Raw genomic sequence first — 19,161 nt, 5'->3', positions numbered from 1 at the left:
GGATTCAGGCGGAAACGGTCGGGGCGGGGGTCCGCTCGGCGGGAGCGGCGGTTGCGGGCCGGGCCGGGCGGCGCAGGACGAGGAGCGCGATGGCGAACGCCGCCGCCAGCAGCCCGGCGCCGACTGCGAACGCCAGGTGGTAGCCGCCGGTCAGTGCCGCGGCCTCGGTACGGCCGTCGCCCAGCAGGCCCTGCGTACGGGACGCCGCCAGCGTGGACAGCAGCGCGACGCCCAGCGCCATCCCGACCTGCTGGGTGGTGTTGAAGAGCCCGGAGGCGAGCCCGGCGTCGTCCTCGCGGGCGCCCGACATGCCCAGCGCGGTCAGGGCGGGCAGCGCGAGGCCGAAGCCGGCGGCCAGGAACATCAGCGGCAGCACGTCGGTGGCGTAGCCCGCGTTCTCCGGGACGCGGGTGAGGAGCAGGAGCAGGGCGGTGAGCAGCGTCAGCCCGGTCAGCAGCACGGCGCGCTCGCCGAAGCGTCCGATGAGCCGGGCGGAGACGCCGAGCGACACCGTCCCGATGACGACCGCGGCCGGGAGCATCGCCAGGCCGGTCTGGAGCGCGCCGTACCCGAGCACCTTCTGCATGTAGAGGGCCACGATGATCTGGAACGAGAACAGCGCGGCGACCATGAGCATCTGCACCAGGTTGGCGCCCGCGACGCTGCGCGACCGCAGCACCCGCAGCGGCATCAGCGGGGTGCGGGCGGTGGCCTGGCGGGCGAAGAACCCGGCGAGCAGCGCGATCGCGACCGCGCCCAGGCCGAGCGTGTGCGCGGACGTCCAGCCGTGCTCCTCGACCTTGACGACCGTGTAGATGCCGAGCATCAGGCCGGCGGTGACCAGCAGCGCGCCGGCGACGTCCGCCCCGGCCCGGAGGCCGAGCCCCTTCGCGGACGGCAGCACGGGCAGCGCGACCGCCACCGACACCAGCCCGATCGGCAGGTTGATGATGAAGATCCAGTTCCAGCTCAGCAGGTCGGTGAGGACGCCGCCGAGCACCTGGCCGATCGAGGCCCCGGCGGATCCGGTGAACGCGAAGATCGCGATGGCCCGGGCCCGCTCGCGCGGGTCGGTGAACAGGGTGACCAGGATGCCGAGGGCGACCGCGGACGACATCGCGCTGCCGATCCCCTGGAGGAACCGGGCGGCGATCAGCATGGCGGGGTTCGCGGCGGCCCCCGCCAGCAGCGAGGCCAGCGTGAAGACCGCCGTCCCGGCGACGAACATCCGCTTGCGGCCGAGCAGGTCGCCGAGCCGGCCGGCGAGCAGCAGCAGGCTGCCGAACGCGATCAGGTAGGCGTTGACGACCCAGGTGAGGCCGGCGGGGGAGAACCCCAGGTCCTGCTGGATGGCGGGCATCGCCACGGTGACGATGCTGCCGTCCAGGATGACCATCAGGGTCCCGGTGGCGAGGACGCCCAGCGCGAGCCAGCGCGAGCGTGCGGGTGGGGCGGACGGGGTGGGTGAGGTGGAAGGGGTGGAAGGGGTGGGTGCAGGCGAAGACATGGTCGCTCCCGTGCGTTCAGTGGCAACGGGAGAGACAGTAGCAGATAGTTTTGTTGCAGACTATCTATCGCGGATTCAGTTATTCAGCGGCTGCGCTGGCGGGCCCGCCGGACGGGCGTCGGGGACTCCACCGGCTCCGCCAGCAGCCCGCCGGCCAGCCGGTTCAGCGCCCGCACGAACACCGCGCGCTCGTCCTCCGGCAGCGCCCCGAGCACCTCCTCGTGCACCCGGTCGACGATCCGCGTGCTCCGTGCCGCGATCTCGGCACCGGACTCGGTCACCGCGATGATCCGCGCGCGGCGGTCCCTGCTGGACGGGCGGCGCTCGGCGTACCCGGCCTCCTCCAGCGCGTCCACGGTCACCACCATGGTCGTCTTGTCCATGTCGCCGATCTCGGCGAGCTGGATCTGGGTGCGCTCCTCTTCCAGTGCGTGCTCCAGCACGCAGTGCATGCGCGCGGTCAGCCCGATCTCGGCGAGCGCCGCGCTCATCCGGGTGCGCAGGACGCGGCTGGTGTGGTCGAGCAGGAAGGACAGGTCCGGCTCGGTGCGGGTGGGGGTCTCGGTGGCCATGCCGCCAGCCTACAACTTTCGTCAGTTAGCGGATTATCTATCGCTTTCCCTTTCTCGGCCGCCCCGCGCCGTTCGGTATCCTGAACGGCATGCAGCGACACGCGTGCCTCGGCTGGTGGCCGTCCTAGGACGGCCATCCATCCCGCGGACCACCAGGGCCGTCCATCCGGGCGGCCTTTCTCGTTGCACGGCATCGCCTGGACGGGCGCCCTCCGCACCGACCAGGAGAGCACCATGCCCAGCACGATCCTCACCGGCGACCGGCCCACCGGACCCCTGCACCTGGGGCACTACTTCGGCACGCTCGCCAACCGCGTCCGACTCCAGGAAGAGGGCGCCGACCTGTTCGTCCTGGTCGCCGACTACCAGGTCCTCACCGACCGGGACGTCGCCGACCGCCTCCCCGAGCACGTCGAGGGCCTCGTCGCCGACCACCTGTCGGTTGGCATCGACCCCGCCGGCGCGACGATCTTCCGGCACTCCGCGGTGCCCGCCCTCAACCAGCTCATGCTGCCGTTCCTGTCGCTCGTCTCGGTCGGCGAGCTGCGCCGCAACCCCACCGTGAAGGACGAGATCAGCGCCTCCGGGCAGGCGACGGTCAGCGGGCTGATGTTCACCTACCCCGTCCACCAGGCGGCCGACATCCTCTTCTGCAAGGCCGACCTCGTCCCCGTCGGCCGCGACCAGCTGCCGCACCAGGAGATCACCCGGCTGATCGCGCGCCGCTTCAACGAGCGGTACGGGCCCGTCTTCCCCGTACCGGACGCCCTGCTCTCGGACGCGCCGCTCGTCCTCGGCACCGACGGCCGGAAGATGAGCAAGAGCCGCGGCAACGCCATCCCCCTCTCCGCCGGCCCGGACGAGGTCGCCCGGCTGATCAAGCGCGCCAGGACGGACGCCGACCGGCACATCACCTACGAGCCCGAGACCCGTCCCGAGGTGTCCAACCTGGTGCGGATCGCGGCGCTCTGCCAGGGCCGCGACCCGCACGCGGTGGCCGCCGACGTCGGCTCCGGCGGCGCCGCCGCGCTCAAGAAGGTCGTCACCGAGTCGGTGAACGAGTTCCTGCGCCCCATCCGCGCCCGCCGCGCCGAACTCGACCGGGGCGAGCTGCGCCGCGTCCTGGAACGCGGCAACGAGCGCGCCAACGAGGTCGCCGACCGTACGCTCGCGGAGGTCCGCGCCGCGATGGCTATGGGTTGAGGCCGTCCAGCAGGGTGGCGACGAGGCCGTCCACGTCGGGCTCGGGAACCGGCTCGCCGAACAGCAGCGCGAGGACGGCCTCGTGGCACACCCCGACGATCATCGAGGCGGCGGCCTCCACCCTCGCCCCCGCCGCGATCCGGCCCAGCTCCCGCTCCGCCTCCAGGTAGCGCAGGAGCCGGTCCCGCCAGTTCTCGCCCGGCTCGTGCGCCTCCGCGAACCGGGCGAGGACTTCCGGGCTGCCGATGAGCCCCGCCATCGCCGGCAGGATCGCCCGGTGCATCGCCAGCCCGTACCGGATGTACGCCGCCAGATTGCCCGCCAGGCTGCCGGCGCCCGGGTCGGGCAGCGTGCTCAGGCCCCGTTCCACCGTGCGCACGTGCGCCCGCAGCGCGTGGCCCAGCAGCTCCTCCTTGTCGGCGAAGTGGTTGTACAGCACCCCGTCGGCGACCCCGGCCTCCCGCGCGATCGCGCGTACGGTCAGGCCCGCCGTCCCGCGCTCGGAGATCATGCGTTCGGCGGTGGCGATCAGGTGCTCGCGCAGGCTGCGTTCCCCGCCGTCCCGCAGCACCGCGGCTCGTCTCGGTGACATCACCCCGCATCGTATTCGCCGGACGCGAACCCGAACCCGTACGAGGCCATCTCGCGCAGGAACCGCTCCGGCTCCACCACCTGGTCGAGATGGTGGACGCCCGGCGGCATCCCCTCCAGCTCCCGCACGGCCAGCGCCGCCGCCAGCCCCGACGCCCGGCTCTGCCGCCGCCCCGAGAACGAGGCCCACCCCCGCTCCGACGCGGCCGCCACCGCGAACCCCTCGCCCCCGACATGCACCCTGGTCAGCGCACCCAGCACGAGCGCGCGCCCGCGGGGCCGCCGTACCAGCCGCGACACGGGCCCGGCGAGCAGCCCGGTCAGCGCCCGCGAATCGAGGCACAGCCCCGTCCGCACCCGCTCGAAGCCCGCCGTGCGCGGCAGCGTGTGCTGGTCGGGGAACGGGAACCCGCGCACGACCCGCCGCCCGCACGGCTCCGGGAAAAGCATCGTCCACGCCGGCCCGACCTCGGCCAGCGCGTCCAGCGTCCACTCGACCGCCGCGGCCCCGTGCCGCTCCCCGGAACCGAGCAGCACCCCGATGTCGACCCCGCTCCCGCCGCACAGCCGCGCCAGCAGGTTCGTCACGCCGGGCGCCAGCCCCACGCTCAGCACGCCGGTCGCGTCCCCGGCGTCCAGCGCCTCGATCTCGCGGACGATCCCGTACGACGCCGTGACGTCGACGTAGTGGACGCCGCGCTCGAAGCACGCCCGCGCCACCCGCGCGTTCCCCTGGTCGACGCACATCACCACGGCGTCCGCGCCCGCGAGGGCCTCGTCCAGATCGCCGCGCAGATCGACCCGCATCGGGACGGCCCCCGGCACGCCCCGCGCCTTCGCGAGATCCCGCCCGGCCACGACCACCTCCGGAACGCGTCGCCGGAGCACCCCGGCGGCCTCCCGGCCGACCGCCCCGTACCCCCCGAAGATCACGACCCGCTTCAGCGCCGTGCGGTGACCAGCCACGCCGTCCCCCTCGCCCGCACGCCGCGCTCCCCGGCGAACGGCCGCAGCCCGTCCACCAGCGCCGCCCGCGCCTTGGCCGCCTGCTCCGGGCCGACGAGCCCGAGGTGGTAGTGGACCGGCCCCCAGTCGGCGAGGAACGCCGCCGCGTCGTCGAGATCCCGTCCCCACACCTGGTCGGCCTCGACGTGAGCGCACTCGACGTCGCGGAATCCCGCCTCGCCGAGTATCCGCGCGGTGCGGTCCGGATCGGCGAGCGAGGTGGGCCCGGTCCCGTCGGGCCCGGTGGGCATCGGCAGGAACTCCGCCATCGCCTCGAAGACCGAACCCAGATCCGTGCCGTCGAGCCGGGTCATGCAGACGAAGCTCAGCCGCCCGCCCGGCCCGAGCGCCCTGTGGACGTTGCCGAACGCCTCCACCGGATCCGCGAAGAACATCACCCCGAACCGGCTGATCGCCACATCGAACTCGCCCTCCCGGAACGGGTGGACCTGCACGTCCCCCTGCTCGAAGGCCACGTTGGAGACGTTCTCCGCCCCGGCCCGCTCCCGCGCCCGCGCCAGCATCGGCCCCGAGAGGTCGACCCCCACCGCCTCCTGCCCGCGCCCCGCCGCGAGCCGCGTCAGCTGCCCGTTCCCGCACCCGATGTCGAGCACCCGGTCCCGTTCCCCGATGCCCGCCCCATCGAGCACGTACCCGTTGAACCCGCCGTTGACGGCGTCGTACCGCTCGTAGTGCTCGGCCCAGTGCCGCCCCTCATACCCGTTCCACGCCTCCGCCTGCCCCTGATCGACTCCCACACCCGACCCCTTCCATTCACCATGAACACGTGTTCATGAACGTATGTTCATGGTGGGGGTTGCGAGGGCCGTCCGTCAAGTACCCGGAGGCGCGGGGTGGACCGGGTTGCGGGCCCCGGTCCGTGAGGGGTCAGAGTTGGATGAGGTTGCAGCCGGGGACCCAGCCGACGACGCCGGTCCTGAGGTTGCGGCCGTAGTGCCACCAGTCGGTGGAGTGGGTCTGGCACTGGTACTCGGCGTGCTGCTCGACGCGGTCGGTCCGCCAGCCCTGGCCGGGGTAGCCGCGGCCGGTCTGGGTGGAGCCGGCGCGCGGCTCGGCCCAGATGATGACGCCCGCGTAGGCGAAGTCGTGGCCGCCCTGGCCGGGCGGCGGGTCCGTCGTGGCCTGCGCGGCCGTGGTGGCGGCGCCGGCCGTGAGGGCGGTCGCCGCCGCGACTGCGGCGAGGCGGCGGATGGTGGATGAGCGTCGCATGGTGGTCCCCTTCGTGGTGTTCCCGGCGGCCCGTGCCGCCAGGGGTAAGTCACATTCTGAGGTTGTGTGCATGCGTTGCGTAACCGCCTGGGGGTGGAGGTTCCGTACTCCTGGCGGAGGACGGATTACTCGTGCGCTAGGACGTTGACGTGGCGGGTCCAGGGCCGAGGACGGTCAGCGGCTCCCTGGCTCGTCCAGCTCGCGGGCTAGGGCCCTCGCGCGTCCGAGGTGCGACCACCAGGGCAGGCCGTCGAGGGCGGACTCGTCCGCCTCGATCTCGTCCTCGATCTCGCGGAGGGCGTCGCCGGCGGGCCGCGGGCCGCCGGTGCGGAGGAGGCCGATCATCGCGGCGACCCGGACCTCGCGGGCCTCGGCGCGGGCCAGCCGGGCGAGCGGTTCGGTGGCGGCGAACTCGGCGAGGGCCAGGGCCGCCGAGGCGGCCGCGCGGGGGTCGGTCTCGGCGGCGGCCCTGGCCGCGAGGGTGCGGCCCAGGTCCTCGCGGTCGGGGAACGCGGCCAGCAGGTACGCGGTCATGGCCCGCACGGCGGCGTCCGCGTCGTCCAGCAGCTCGGCGGGGACGTCGGCGGCCACGGCGGTACGGGCCGCGGCGTGCGGCCCGCGGGCGACGCGGCCCAGCAGCTCGACCAGGCGCGCCCGGTGCGGATGGGTGGTGTCGCGGGCCAGCTCGACGACGAACGGGACGGCGGCGGCCGTGGGGCCCTCGCCCGGCGCGCCGCTGAGGGTGAGCGTGTTGAACAGGCCGTTGGTCTCGTTCCGGGCGACGCCGTCCTCGGCGCTCGCGGCCCCCTCCAGGGCGGATCCGAGGGACGGCGCGTCGCTCCAGTCGGCGTCCAGGATGCGCCCCATGAGTTCGCGGCGCGGCCACACGCGGGACGGGTCGAGTTCGAGGACGGCGACGGCGTCGGCGGTGGTCACCAGCAGGTCGGTGCCCTCCAGCGCCAGCCCGGTGATGCCCGCGCCCAGCTTGAGATCGGTGGTGATCTGCGAGCGCAGGTCCCAGAGGATCGTCTGGCCGCCCGAGCCGGCGATCGCCACCGCCGGGCCGCCGTCCAGGACGGCGATGGCGAGGGCGGTGACGCCGCCGCGGCCGATGCGGAACGGCTCGTCCGGCGGCGGCGCGGGATGCCCCGGCGCGTACAGGAGGACGCCGCCGTCCGCGTCGCCGCTCACCACGACCGCGCCGCCGTCCTCGCGTTCGACGTGGGCGACGGCGGTCACGGGGGCGCTGTGCTCGGCCGGTTCGTAGGGCGACGGCTCCGCGGCCGCCGGGGGCCGTACCTCGCGGACCCGCCAGCGGCCCCCGGGATCGCCGTCGCCCGCGCGGAACGACGCGGCCGGCGGCTCGCCCCACTGCTCGTAGTCGGCGGACGGCGGCCGGATCCCGGATCCGTCCAGGCCCAGCGTGCGGGCGACGGCCGCGACCGCCTCCCGGGTACGGCCCGCGACGATCACGTCGAACTCCGGCATCTCCACCCGGTCGCGGTAGACGATCGCGTCGGGCGCCCCGTACGCGACCCGCTCGGTCTCCAGCTCGTGCCAGGGGAGCAGGCCCATCTCCGGGTACGCGGCGGCGACCCGCTCCCCGAGCCCGGGGTCGTCCACGGTGCAGTAGAGCGTCCAGCCGAGGACGAGGGGCAGCCGCTCGACGGCCAGGTGCAGGAAGAACTCCGAGATCGAGCGGCTCTGCTCGATCCAGCCGTCCTCCGTGTGGCCCAGGACGCGCGGATCGTCCAGCCCGGCCTCGGCGGCGAGGTAGCCCCAGGCGTTGCACCACTGGTACTCGCCCTTGAACACGCACACCCGCCGGTCGCCGCCGGGCGGCACGAGCGGATGGCCCTCGGGGAGCCCGTCGTTCCCGCCGGACGGATCGGGCCACGCCTCGGGCGGCCAGACCGGGTGGGTGTAGTAGAGCGTCGGCGTGTGCGTGAACGAGTTGAACGGCAGCTCCCACCATTCGGCGAGCGCGCGCGGGACGGGCGGCGGCGCGTCCCGCCGTTCGTCCTCCTCGAACAGCTCACGCATGGCGGCCCGGTGGGGGTCCTCCTGATCGCGCCGCCGGACGGGCGCGCCGGACGGCTCCCGGTACCCCCACTCGCGCTGGAACTCGCGCAGCAGCCGCCACCTGGACGCGGTGTCCCGGGCGGCGGCGAGCCGTTCTGCGAACAGGCCGAAGTCCACGGCGCTCATGTCGTCCCTTCGTGTTCAGGCGGCGCGCCGGAGCGATCATGACCAGGTCGATGAGCGTGACGGCGGCGATGACGGCCAGGAGCCGGAAGCGGGACAGGGTGCGGGACCTTCCGGTTCTCCTGGCTTCGGGGGAAGGCAATCCTAGAGCGGCCGGGAAGCCGGCGGCCGCCTGTCCGGAGGCGCCGCGCGAGGCCGCCGTCCGGTCAGGAGGACGGCCCGAAGATGTCGGGCGTGCGGCCGTCGGGGTCGAGGTTGCCGAGCAGGGTGCGGAGGGTCTCGCGGAGCTGGAGCGCCTGCTCGCGGGTGAGCGGGTCGAACAGGTGGCGGCGGACCTCCTCGACGTGCCCGGGGGCGGCCTCGGCCAGCACGTCGAAGCCCTTGTCGGTCAGCTCCGCGATCGTGGTGCGGCGGTCCTCGGGCGGCTTGATCCGGCGGACCCAGCCGAACTCCTCCAGCCGGGCGACCGCGTGCGAGAGGCGGCTGGGGGACGAGCGGACCTCGGCGGCCAGCGCGGTCATCGTCATCGCGCGGCCGGGGGCCTCCGACAGCATCGCCAGGATCACGTAGTACGTGTGTGGCATGCCCGAGTCGCGCTGGAGCTGCCGGTCCAGGGCCTCGTTCAGCAGCCTGGAGGTCCACAGGAACGCGCGCCAGGTCTGCTGCTCGTCCTCGTCCAGCCAGCGGGGCTCGCTCATGGAGCCAGTCTAGTCAATATTTGAATGCTCAAGTATGATTGTCAGTTGAGAGTTCAACTATTGGAGGCCCCGATGAGCCGGATGCCCGTGCTCTACCTCAGCCACGGCGCCCCGCCGCTGGCCGACGACGCCGAGTGGACCGCGGAGCTGGCCCGCTGGTCGGCGGAACTTCCCAGGCCGGAGGCCGTCCTGATGGTGTCGGCGCACTGGGAGGAGGCGCCGGTCAGCATCGGCGCGACCCGCACCGTGCCGCTCGTCTACGACTTCTGGGGCTTCGACCGGCGCTACTACGAGATCCGGTACGAGGCGCCCGGCGCGCCCGAACTGGCCGCCGACCTGCGCGGGCTCGTCCCGGGACTGCACCAGGACGCGGAGCGCGGCCTCGACCACGGCGCGTACGTGCCGCTCGTGGAGATGTACCCGGACGCCGACGTCCCGGTCCTGCAGATGTCGATGCCCACCCTGGACCCCGCCCGGCTGTACGAGCTGGGACGCCGGCTGGCCCCGCTGCGCGACCAGGGCGTGCTCGTCGTCGGCAGCGGCTTCACCACCCACAACCTGCGCGAGATGCGGCCGGGACCGGACGCGCCGCCGCCGGCCTGGTCCGCGGAGTTCGACGACTGGACCGACCGCGCCGTCCGCTCCAGGGACACCGACGCGCTGCTGGACTTCCGCGCCAAGGCGCCCGCCGCGCGCATCGCGCACCCGCGCACCGAGCACTTCGCGCCGCTGTTCGTGGCGCTGGGCGCCGCCGGGGAGGGCGAGCGCCGCTCGGTCATCGACGGCTACTGGTACGGCCTGTCGAAGCGGTCGTTCCAGTTCTCCTGAACATCCCGCTCGGGAGGCCGTTCAGGATTCCATGTCGGCGAAGCCGGTCCGCCACGACGGCACGGTCGGCTTCCAGCCGAGGCTGAGGGCCTTGGCGTTGGAGACCGGGCGGCCGGTCGCGGCGGCGTGCCGCGCCGTGCCCGGCAGGGGCGCGCCCAGCGCCGCGCTGTAGACCGGCAGCCAGTCGGCGGTGGTCGCGGGCTCGTCGTCGACGATGTTGACCGCGCCGGCCGGCCACTCCAGCGCCGCCAGCGCCGCGGCCGCCGCGTCGTCGGCGTGCACGAACGACGTCCACGCGGGCGAGGGCCGCAGGTTCCCGGCGCGCACCCGCTGCGCGATCGCGCCGTCCGGGGCGTACCAGGTGTCCGGGCCGTAGAGCGCTCCATAGCGCAGCACGACGCCGTGCGGCATCGTCGCGACCGACTCCTCCAGCGCGAGCACGCCCTTGGACGGCGGCAGCGCCGGGTCGAGCGGGTCGTTCTCCACCGCGGGGCTCTCGCCGGGCACGTACAGCCAGGCGATGCTCTGCGCGATCATCCGCTCGACGCCCGCCTCGCGGGCCGCCTTCACCAGGTTGCGGGTGCCGACGATCCGCAGGTGCGAGTTGGCGTCGAAGTCCTCGTCGGCGAGGTCGGTGAGCTGGTGGATGATCGCGTCGGGGCGCTCGGCCAGCACCGCCTCGCGCACCGCCTCGGCGTCCAGGACGTCGACGACGACGGGCGCGGCGCCCAGATCGGCCAGCGACCCGGCGCGCTCCGCGCGGCGGGTGGTGCCGGCGACCTCGTGGCCCGCCTGGACGAGCATCGGGACCAGCCGGCGTCCCACGACACCGGTCGCGCCGGCGACGAGAATCTTCAAGGGGGGTACCTCCACGATTTCCGCACCATTGTGGTCGTCCCGGTGGCAGCTTAGGCAGACTCCCGCCCCAGGTCACACCGGGACCAGTGTTCCGCCATCCACCCGTGGATTCCAATGGAGCACGGACGGTCACGTATTTTCGGTCCGCCGGGAATTCGGGGCCCCGCGGACGGGCAGCCGTACCTCGAACAGCGCTCCCCCTAGAGGGGCCTCACCCACCGCGAGCGTACCGCCTTGCGCCTTCACCAGGTCACGGGCGATGGCCAGGCCCAGGCCGGCACCGCCCTCGTCGCGCGCGCGGGCGTCGTCGAGCCGGACGAAACGCTCGAAGATCCGCTCCCGTTCGGCGGCCGGGACCCCCGGACCGTCGTCCGCCACGGTCAGGACCGCTTCACCGCCGCGTTCGCGGAGTGTGACGAGAACAACAGTGTCTGCATGCCGCCGCGCATTGTCCAGAAGGTTGCCCAGCACGCGTTCGATCCGCCCGCGCGGCCCGGCGACAAGTGGTGACGCGTCCACATTTGTACGGAACGTCACATTGCCGGCGCCGTCGCCGCCCGCCGCCGCCTCGCGCCGCGCCGTCTCGTCCCGGACGAGATCGGCCAGCTCGACCGGGGCCGCCCCGGACGGCCGGTCGCCCGCGTCCAGCCTGGCCAGCAGCAGCAGATCGGCGGCCAGATGCTGCAGCCGCACGACGTCGTCCACGGCCCCGTCCAGGTCCAGCAGCTCGGGATGCGCGGCCGCGACCTCCAGCTGCGTGCGCAGCGAGGCGATCGGGCTGCGCAGCTCGTGCGAGGCGTCGGCGACGAACCCGCGCTGCCGCGCCACCGACTCCTCCAGCGCCGCCAGCGTCGCGTTCGTCGTCGCCGCGAGGCCGGCGACCTCGTCCCGCGAGCCGGGCACCGGCACGCGCCGCGTCAGGTCCCCGGACGAGGTGATCGCCTCAAGCTCCGCCCGGATCGCCTCCACCGGCCGCAGCGCCCGCCGAGTGACCAGCCACGTCACGCCCGCGACGACGACCAGCAGCACCGGCAGGCCGACCAGCATCGCCCGCACCACGGTCCCGACGGCCTGCCGCGTCGTGGCCAGGCTCGTGCCCGCGTACACGTCGAACGTCTCGCCGTCCGGCGTGGACGCCCGCACGATCGCGAACCGGTAGTCGCCGCGCCGCTCCTCGACCGTCGCCGTCCCCGTCACGAACTCCGCGTCCGTGGACACCTGCCCGCTCGGCGGCGGCACGCCGTCGTCGTCATCGTCGTCGCCCTCGGACTCCTCGTCCCCGGGGGCCGCGCCTCGCGGGGCGGGCCGCTGGGTGAAGCCGCCGACCGACCGCAGGTCCTCGTCGGCCGCCCGGACGCGGCCCGCCGCGTCCACGACCCGCACCGGATGCTCGTCGGCGTCCGGCAGGTCCAGCCGCGCGGGCGGGGTGCCGCCCGCGATCTGTGCCGCGATCTCGCGCGCCGTCACCTCGGCCTGGAGGTCGGTCTGCCCGGCCAGGTTGGAGCGCAGCAGCAGCACCACGGCCAGCCCGATCGCGACGAGCGCGCCCGCGACGACCGCCGTCGCGCCGAGGGTCGTCCTGGCCCGTACGGAGCGCACTCAGCCCCCTCCCGCGTCCAGCCGGTAGCCGGCGCCCCGCACCGTCTGAATGGAGCGCCGCCCGAACGGGGCGTCCAGCTTGCGGCGCAGCGCGCTCACGTACACCTCGACGATGTTGGGGTCGCCGTCGTACGCGAAGTCCCAGACGTGCTCCATGATCTGCGTCTTGGACACCACCTGCCCCGCGTTCAGCGCCAGATGCTCCAGCACCGCGAACTCCTTGGCGGTCAGCTCGACCTCCACGTCCCCGCGCAGCGCCCGCCGGGACGCCGGGTCGACGGTCAGATCGCCCACCGTGATCGCCGGCGCGCCGCCGGCCCGCTCCCGCCGCCGCAGCAGCGCCCGGATCCTGGCCAGCAGCACCACGTACGAGAACGGCTTGGTCAGGTAGTCGTCCGCGCCGGTGTCGAGGCCCTCGGCCTCGTCGTACTCGCCGTCCTTGGCGGTCAGCATCAGGATCGGCGTCTCCACCCCGGCCGCGCGCAGCTCGGCGCACACCCGGTAGCCGTTCATCCCGGGCAGCATGATGTCCAGCACGACGAGGTCGAACGGGTGGTCCAGCGCGCGCCGCAGCCCGGTGAGGCCGTCGTGCGCGACCTCGACCGCGAACCCCTCGGCGGCCAGGCCGCCGGCCAGCGACGCGGCCAGGCGTCTCTCGTCCTCGACGATCAGCAGGCGCATGGCCCCCAGCCTGCCAAACCGCACCTGAAGAAGACTTCAGGTGACTTCAGGTCCGCCTCAGGATCCTCCGGCACTGTGGTGTCCGTCGGCGGGAGACACCGAGACACCGCCGCACCACGGGAGGAAACGATGAAGAAGATCCTTGTCACCGTCGCGGCCGCGGGCGTGCTGGCCGCCGGGGGCGCCGCCACGGCCTTCGCCGCCGAGGACGACGGCGACGGCGCGCGCGGCGAGCGCCGCGTCACCGACGTCAAGGTCACCGCCGAGCAGGCGGCCGCCGCCGCGCTCAAGGCCGTCCCCGGCGGCCGGATCGAGTCGATCGAGCTGGACGACGACGCCGCCGGCAAGCGGGCCTGGGACGTCGACATCCTCTCCGGCAACACCTTCCGCGACGAGGTCGTGGACGCCAACACCGGCACCGTGACGACCAACGAGAAGGACGACGACCGGAACGAGGGCGACGACCGGGACGACGCCCGCCGCCTGAACGCGGCCAAGATCGACGCCGTGCAGGCCGCCCGCACCGCCCTCCAGACCGCCAAGGGCACCGTCACCTCGGTCGACCTCGACGACGACGGCAAGTCCTGGGAGGTCGAGCTGACCGGCGCCGACGGCACCGAGCGCGAGCTCAGGATCGACACCGCCACCGGCAAGGTCACCGCCAACGCCGCCGACGACGACCAGAACGACGACCAGGACGGCGACGACCGGAACGACGGCGCCGGCGACGGCGACGACGACGAGGGCGACGACGACTGAGGCCCTAGGCTCGGCTTCATGCGAATCAGCCTCGTCCAGGGTGACATCACGCGGCAGCGCGTCGACGCGGTCGTGAACGCGGCCAACTCCTCCCTCCTCGGCGGGGGAGGGGTGGACGGCGCGATCCACCGGGCGGGCGGGCCCGAGATCCTGGACGAGTGCCGCAAGCTGCGCGCGTCCCACTACGGCGGCGGGCTGCCGACCGGGCAGGCGGTCGCGACGACGGCGGGACGGATGCCGGCGCGGTGGGTCATCCACACGGTCGGGCCGGTCTACTCGGCCTCCGAGGACCGGTCCGGCCAGCTGGCGTCCTGCTACCGGGAGGCGCTGCGGGTCGCCGACGAGCTGGGGGCGGTGTCGGTCGCGTTCCCGGCGGTGTCGGCCGGGATCTACGGGTGGCCGGTGGACGACGCGGCGCGGATCGCGGTCGGGACGGTACGGGCCACGCCCACGAACGTGGCCGACGCGCGCTTCGTGCTCTTCACCGCGGACGTGTACGCGGCGTTCGAGCGGGCCGTGGCCTCGGCAGGACCGGCCTGATCTCCTAATCCGCCTGGCCGGGCGGGCCGGGCCGGGAGGTCCGGTCCGCCGGCGGGACGATCAGCGTCGGCCGCCCGGCGTGGTGCAGGACGCGGTCGGACACGCTGCCGAGCAGGACCGACTTCACCCGGGACAGGCCGCGCGAGCCGACCACGATCAGGCTCGCGTCGAGTTCGGCGGCGTGGTCCACGATCGTGGCCCAGACCGGGCCGGTGCCGCGGCCCGCGACGGGACGCGCTTCGGGCAGCCCGGCGGCGGTGGCGAGGTCGGCGCCCTCCCTGGCGACGCGCTCGGCCTGCCGCTCCTCCTCCCACTGCTCGTCCTGCTGCTGGGCCGGGACGGGGCCGCCGGCGGAGAGCGGCGCCCAGGCCAGGTGGCTGAGGAGCGGCTCCCAGACCGTGAGGACGACCGTGGGCTCGGGCCGCAGCCGGGCGCCGGTGTAGGCGATGGCGGCCCGCGCGTCGTCGGACCCGTCGAACGCGATGAGGTAGGTCATCCCCCTGGCATGTCCGGGATGATCCGTTCCGAACGCCCACCCCGGCAAACAGTGGTCAACCTCTCCCGGCCGGTCGGCCGGCGGGGGCCCGGCCGGGGCCGGAGGGGCCGGCGAACGCCTGGGCGACGTCCAGCCAGCGGTCGGCGTCCGGCCCCTCCGCGACGACGGCCAGGTCGGCGCGGTTGCGGCGCTGGGTGGCCAGCAGGCAGAAGTCCAGCGCGGGACCGGAGACCGACTGTTCCGCGTCCTCGGGTCCCCACGCCCACTCCTCGCCGGCCGGGCCGGTGAGCACGACCCGGAACTCGGTCTTCGGCGGCTCCAGGCCGCGGTTGCGGTACGCGAAGTCGCGGGCCCGCACGCCGATGTGCGCGACATGGCGGAGCCGGGCGGTCGGCTCGCGGACGGCGCCGAGCGCGTCGGCGACGTCCTGGCCGTGGGCCCACGTCTCCATCAGCCGGGCGGTGGCCATCGACGCCACGCTCATCGGCGGGCCGAACCAGGGAAGGCGGGTGCCCGCGGGCACCGCCGCCAGCGCCGCGACCATCTCGCGGCGGCTCGCGCGCCAGCGTTCCAGCAGGTCGGCGGGCGCCTCCCGGGCGCCCTCCGCCGCGCCCTCGTCCACCAGCCGGTCGCCCTTCTCCAGGGCCAGCGCGAGGACCCGCCCGAACGCGTCCGGGTCGGTGGCGGCCACGACGGCCTGCCGGTCGGTCCAGGCGAGGTGGGCGATCTGGTGCGCGACCGTCCAGCCCGCGGCGGGCGTCGGAACGGTCCAGTCGGCGAGCGGGGCGACGAGGGCGTCGAGCGCGTCGCCCTCGGCGGCCAGGTCGGCGAGCAGGGCGGCGGTCAGCGCGGGCGGCTGGGCGGAGTCCGGCATCCGGTCACTATCCCCCAGATCAGGCGGTGGTGACCAGCGCGCGGGCGGCGGCGTAGTCGGCCTTGCCGTTGGGCAGCCGCAGCGAGCCGTCGGTGCGCACGAACGCCTTGGGGATCTTGTAGCGGGCCAGCCGCCCGGCGCACGCGGTGCGCAGCTCGGCGTCGGACGGCGCCGCGGCCGGGCCCAGCACCGCCACGATCTCGGTGCCCCAGCGCTCGCTGGGACGGCCGAGGACCAGCGCGTCCGTCACCCCGGGGATCGCCCGCAGGACGGCCTCGACCTCCTCGGCGAACACCTTCTCGCCGCCGGTGTTGATGGTGGTCGACTCGCGGCCGTGCACCTCGACGGTGCCGTCCGCCAGCAGCCTGGCGCGGTCGCCGGGAACGACCATCCGCACGCCGTCCAGGGTGATGAACGTCGCGGTCGTCCGCTCCCGGTCGTTCAGGTAGCCGAGCGGGATGGAGCCGCCCTTGGCCAGCCAGCCCATCTCGTCCTCGCCCGGCTCCAGCCGCCGGGTGCGGTCCGCGCTGAGGACGGCCGAGTCGGGCTGCGGAACGAAGGAGCCGGTGCCGTTCCCCCGCCGGGTGACCGAGAACCCGGACTCGGAGGAGCCGAGCACGTCCACGATGCCGCGCGCGTTCGGCATCCCGGCCAGCAGCCGGGCCGCGACGCCGGGGTCGATGGCCGCGGCCGAGTTGACCATCGAGCGCATCGCGGACAGGTCGTACTCGCCGCGCTCGACGGCGTCCGCGAGCGGGCGGGCGAACGCGTCCCCGACCAGCGGCATCCGGGTGGCGCGCTCGCGGGCGGCGGTGGCCAGCAGATCGTCGGCGTCCAGCCCGTCCCCGCGCGCCGGGAGGATCACGCAGGCGCCGCCGAGCCAGCCGCCGAGCGCCGACCAGGTGCCCGCGCCGTGCATCATCGGCGGGCCGACCAGCACCCGCGCGTCCGACCGCACCGCCCGCGCGACCGCCGTCTCCAGATCGGTGATCGGCCGGTGCGCGCGGTCGCGGAGGCCGAGCGGGCCGAGCATCAGGTCGCCGATCCGCCACAGCACGCCCTTGGGCAGGCCGGTCGTGCCGCCGGTGTAGAGGATGTGCAGATCGCCCGCGTCGGGGACGACGCCGTCCAGCGGTTCGGGGGAGGCGGCGGCCAGCGCCTTCTCGTAGTCGAGCGCGCCGGGCAGCAGCCCGTTGCCGGAGTCGTCCGCGACCTGGAGCAGCAGCGGTTCCGGGTCGAGCCGGGCGGCGACGCGCCCGATCGTCTCGGCGAACGTCGCGTGGAAGAGGATCGCGCGCGGCCGGGCGTCGCCGAAGATCTGCGCCAGCTCGTCGTCCACGTACCGGTAGTTGACGTTGAACGGCGCCACCCGCGCCTTGTGCGCGCCGAGCAGTCCCTCCAGGTACTCGGGGCAGTTGTGCAGGTAGAGCGCCATGTGGTCGTGCGGCGACCGCCACGGCTCGGCCGCCTCGCCCCGCACGCCGAGGCCGTGCTCGTGCAGGACGCGCGCCAGCCGGCGGGTGCGCTCGGTGACGTCCCGCCAGGTGAGCCTGCGGTCGCGCCAGATGAGGCACTCGCGGTCCGGAACGGCCGCCGCGACGGCCTCGTGCAGGGTCGCCAGGTCGAGCTGGGGCATGCTCTCCTCCAGGTGTGGGGGCACCTGAGGATCAAGGTAACCGAACACTGACCGAATCTCGTTCAGTGGGGTCGTTCAGACCACCCGGGCGCAGAGGTTGCCCCCGCGGAAGTCCCACGAGCGGGAGCCGGACGGGCAGTCGCCGCTCGTGATCGCGGTGACCCGCATGATGTAGTCGAACTTCCTCGGCACGGTGCTCTTGCCGCACCCCCACGAGGTCATCAGGCCGTGGTTGTTGACGGAGATGCGGCCCTCGTTCTCGCTCTTCATGGCCAGGAAGCACTCCCCGACGCGGAGCCGCCGCTCCACGCACAGGTAGATCCTCTCCCCGCCGCCGATGTGGCTCCACCGCGACTCCGCGTCCAGGGGCTCGGAATCGCAGTCGCTGAGCGAGTCCCCGACCCTGGTGACCCGCAGGTACGCGTCCGACCGGTCGCAGTCGACCGCGTTCGGCAGGCTCCTGCTCCATTCGGTGGCGTCGTACGGGTCCTTGTAGGCGTTCAGGCAGTCGCCCGCCGAGATGTCCTCGAACGCCTCGCGCGTGGGGTCCGGCGTCGGCGTCCGCCGCGTGAGGCGGCTGCCCGAATCGCCGTCGCCGTCCCCGTCGCTAGTCCCGGACGTCCGGGACGAGGCCGTGCGGGGGCTGACGGAGCCGGACGTGTTCGCCTGGTCCCGCTCGTTCATGAACCAGATCGCGGCGAGGAGCAGCAGGACGCCGACCACCGCGGCCGCGCCGACCTTCGAGTACGGGTCCGCCGGTGCGGCGGCGGGCGGCCTGGGCGGGGGCGGCGGGGGCGCCTTCTTCGCCTTCGGCTTCGAGGATTTCGGGGGTCCCGAGGATTTCGAGGACCCCGGTGGTTTCGAGGACCCCGGTGGCTTCGAGGACTTCGGAGGCTTTGGAGGTTTCGGGGGCTTCGGCTTGGGAGGCTTCTCCCGGGTGGTCTTCGCCGCGGCGGTGTACGCCTCGGTCTCCAGCACCCGGGTCTTGATCATCGTGTCCACGTCCGGCGGCAGCTTCGGCTCCTCGGCCCCGCCGGCCTCGGCCAGCGCGGAGCAGCGGTCGAGGAACTCGCCGACGCCGGGCCGCTCGCCCGGGTCCTTCGCCAGGCCCGCCGCGACCAGCGGGAGCAGCGACGCCGGTACGCCGGTCAGGTCCGGCTCCTCGTTGACGACGCGGTAGCCGAGCGCGTCCATCGGCCCCTCGCCGAACGGGCCGCGGCCGGTGACGGCGTAGGCCAGCACGGCGGCCAGGCAGAACACGTCGGCGGCCGGGCCGACCTCGCGGCCCCGGAACTGCTCGGGCGACATGAACCCGGGCGTGCCCGCCACGGCGGTACGGGTGGTCTGCGAGGTGCCGTCCAGCGCGCGGGCGATACCGAAGTCGATGATGCGCGGCCCGTCCTGCGCGAGCAGCACGTTGCCGGGCTTGAGGTCGCGGTGGACGACGCCGCGCTCGTGGATCGCCGCGAGCCCCTCGGCCAGGCCCGCGCCGAGCGCGGCCACCGGCCGTTCGGGCAGCGCGCCGTGCGCGTCGACGGCCTGCTGCAGCGAGGGCCCGGCGATGTACTCCGTCACGAGCCACGGCGGATCGGCGGCGGTGTCGGCGTCCACGACCTGGGCGGTGTGGAAGCCGCCGACGCGCCGCGCCGCCGCGACCTCCTTCTCGAACCGCCGCGCGAACCGCGGGTCCTCGGCGAGATGCGGATGGATCACCTTGACCGCGACCGGCCGCCCGCCCTTGGAACGGCCCAGGTAGACCCGGCCCATCCCGCCCGCGCCCAGCCGCGCCAGCAGCCGGTACCCGCCGACCCGTTCGGGATCCCCCGGCCGGAGCGGCTTCAGTTCCTCAGTGGACACCCCGCACGCCCTCCCGCGCCCG

At 74.2% G+C, this 19,161-nt stretch carries 19 protein-coding genes; 4 read left to right on the top strand and 15 right to left on the bottom strand.

Translation table 11 applies throughout. The features are described 5' to 3' along the window. Positions 1–4: 4 nt before the first annotated feature. Together AB0881_RS16315 and AB0881_RS16310 are read right to left on the bottom strand one after the other, a co-directional pair. Positions 5–1,507, bottom strand: coding sequence for an MFS transporter (locus AB0881_RS16315; protein ID WP_366617711.1), 1,503 nt, complete (start codon positions 1,505–1,507; stop codon positions 5–7). A gap of 83 nt (positions 1,508–1,590) precedes the next feature. After that, positions 1,591–2,079 carry a MarR family winged helix-turn-helix transcriptional regulator gene (locus AB0881_RS16310; protein ID WP_366617710.1) on the bottom strand — a complete coding sequence of 163 codons (489 nt, stop codon included), beginning with the start codon at positions 2,077–2,079 and terminating at the stop codon, positions 1,591–1,593. Positions 2,080–2,313: 234 nt separating this feature from the next. Between AB0881_RS16310 and trpS the strand changes: the two genes are divergently transcribed. Next, complete coding sequence (gene trpS / locus AB0881_RS16305; protein ID WP_366617709.1) at positions 2,314–3,282, top strand: tryptophan--tRNA ligase; 969 nt, start codon at positions 2,314–2,316, stop codon at positions 3,280–3,282. Here the strand turns inward: trpS and AB0881_RS16300 are convergent. From AB0881_RS16300 to AB0881_RS16275, 6 genes are all read right to left on the bottom strand, one after another. After that, positions 3,272–3,874, bottom strand: coding sequence for a helix-turn-helix domain-containing protein (locus tag AB0881_RS16300; RefSeq protein WP_366617708.1), 603 nt, complete (start codon positions 3,872–3,874; stop codon positions 3,272–3,274). The genes trpS and AB0881_RS16300 overlap by 11 nt on opposite strands. Next, a complete protein-coding gene (locus AB0881_RS16295) occupies positions 3,874–4,839 on the bottom strand; it encodes a saccharopine dehydrogenase NADP-binding domain-containing protein (RefSeq protein ID WP_366617707.1) in 966 nt (321 codons plus the stop codon). Before AB0881_RS16295 ends, AB0881_RS16300 begins: the two co-directional genes overlap by 1 nt. Continuing rightward, positions 4,815–5,636: a methyltransferase domain-containing protein gene (locus tag AB0881_RS16290; RefSeq protein ID WP_366617706.1), complete on the bottom strand. Its 822-nt coding sequence runs from the start codon at positions 5,634–5,636 to the stop codon at positions 4,815–4,817. The genes AB0881_RS16295 and AB0881_RS16290 overlap by 25 nt, the downstream gene beginning before the upstream one ends. A 130-nt stretch (positions 5,637–5,766) precedes the next feature. Then, positions 5,767–6,108: a hypothetical protein gene (locus AB0881_RS16285; RefSeq protein ID WP_366617705.1), complete on the bottom strand. Its 342-nt coding sequence runs from the start codon at positions 6,106–6,108 to the stop codon at positions 5,767–5,769. Between the two features lie 174 nt (positions 6,109–6,282). Further along, positions 6,283–8,316, bottom strand: coding sequence for a hypothetical protein (locus tag AB0881_RS16280; protein ID WP_366617704.1), 2,034 nt, complete (start codon positions 8,314–8,316; stop codon positions 6,283–6,285). 203 nt (positions 8,317–8,519) lie between these two features. Continuing rightward, positions 8,520–9,011, bottom strand: coding sequence for a MarR family transcriptional regulator (locus AB0881_RS16275; protein ID WP_366617703.1), 492 nt, complete (start codon positions 9,009–9,011; stop codon positions 8,520–8,522). Positions 9,012–9,083: 72 nt separating this feature from the next. Between AB0881_RS16275 and AB0881_RS16270 the strand changes: the two genes are divergently transcribed. Next, positions 9,084–9,839 (top strand): class III extradiol ring-cleavage dioxygenase, encoded by a 756-nt coding sequence (locus AB0881_RS16270; RefSeq protein ID WP_366617702.1) that lies wholly within the window; start codon positions 9,084–9,086, stop codon positions 9,837–9,839. 21 nt (positions 9,840–9,860) lie between these two features. On the opposite strand, the gene AB0881_RS16265 is transcribed toward AB0881_RS16270, so the two are convergent. The 3 genes from AB0881_RS16265 to AB0881_RS16255 form a co-directional block, all read right to left on the bottom strand. Further along, complete coding sequence (locus tag AB0881_RS16265) at positions 9,861–10,697, bottom strand: NAD(P)-dependent oxidoreductase (RefSeq protein WP_366617701.1); 837 nt, start codon at positions 10,695–10,697, stop codon at positions 9,861–9,863. A 129-nt stretch (positions 10,698–10,826) separates the two neighbouring features. Continuing rightward, positions 10,827–12,296, bottom strand: a complete 1,470-nt coding sequence (locus AB0881_RS16260; RefSeq protein WP_366617700.1) for a HAMP domain-containing sensor histidine kinase — start codon at positions 12,294–12,296, stop codon at positions 10,827–10,829. Continuing rightward, the gene (locus tag AB0881_RS16255; RefSeq protein ID WP_366617699.1) at positions 12,297–12,977 is read right to left on the bottom strand and encodes a response regulator transcription factor; all 681 of its coding nucleotides are present in this window, start codon (positions 12,975–12,977) and stop codon (positions 12,297–12,299) included. Between the two features lie 129 nt (positions 12,978–13,106). Between AB0881_RS16255 and AB0881_RS16250 the strand changes: the two genes are divergently transcribed. Continuing rightward, positions 13,107–13,736, top strand: a complete 630-nt coding sequence (locus AB0881_RS16250) for a PepSY domain-containing protein (RefSeq protein ID WP_366617698.1) — start codon at positions 13,107–13,109, stop codon at positions 13,734–13,736. 18 nt (positions 13,737–13,754) lie between these two features. Then, positions 13,755–14,276, top strand: coding sequence for an O-acetyl-ADP-ribose deacetylase (locus AB0881_RS16245; RefSeq protein ID WP_366617697.1), 522 nt, complete (start codon positions 13,755–13,757; stop codon positions 14,274–14,276). Positions 14,277–14,280: 4 nt separating this feature from the next. Here AB0881_RS16245 and AB0881_RS16240 read toward each other — a convergent pair whose 3' ends face one another. From AB0881_RS16240 to AB0881_RS16225, 4 genes are all read right to left on the bottom strand, one after another. Next, the gene (locus AB0881_RS16240) at positions 14,281–14,772 is read right to left on the bottom strand and encodes a universal stress protein (RefSeq protein WP_366617696.1); all 492 of its coding nucleotides are present in this window, start codon (positions 14,770–14,772) and stop codon (positions 14,281–14,283) included. 55 nt (positions 14,773–14,827) lie between these two features. Continuing rightward, the gene (locus AB0881_RS16235; RefSeq protein WP_366617695.1) at positions 14,828–15,646 is read right to left on the bottom strand and encodes a TIGR03084 family metal-binding protein; all 819 of its coding nucleotides are present in this window, start codon (positions 15,644–15,646) and stop codon (positions 14,828–14,830) included. Between the two features lie 19 nt (positions 15,647–15,665). Next, on the bottom strand, positions 15,666–17,282 hold the full coding sequence (locus tag AB0881_RS16230) for an AMP-binding protein (RefSeq protein WP_366617694.1): 1,617 nt from the start codon (positions 17,280–17,282) through the stop codon (positions 15,666–15,668). A gap of 75 nt (positions 17,283–17,357) precedes the next feature. Continuing rightward, entirely contained in the window at positions 17,358–19,139 is a 1,782-nt protein-coding gene (locus tag AB0881_RS16225; protein ID WP_366617693.1) for a serine/threonine-protein kinase, read from the bottom strand. Positions 19,140–19,161: the final 22 nt, after the last annotated feature.

Origin of the sequence: Spirillospora sp. NPDC029432 (assembly GCF_040703975.1) — a bacterium.
Lineage (GTDB): Bacteria > Actinomycetota > Actinomycetes > Streptosporangiales > Streptosporangiaceae > Spirillospora.
The sequence above is the reverse complement of the archived record's forward strand: the minus strand, read 5'-3'. Positions and strand labels throughout refer to the sequence as shown.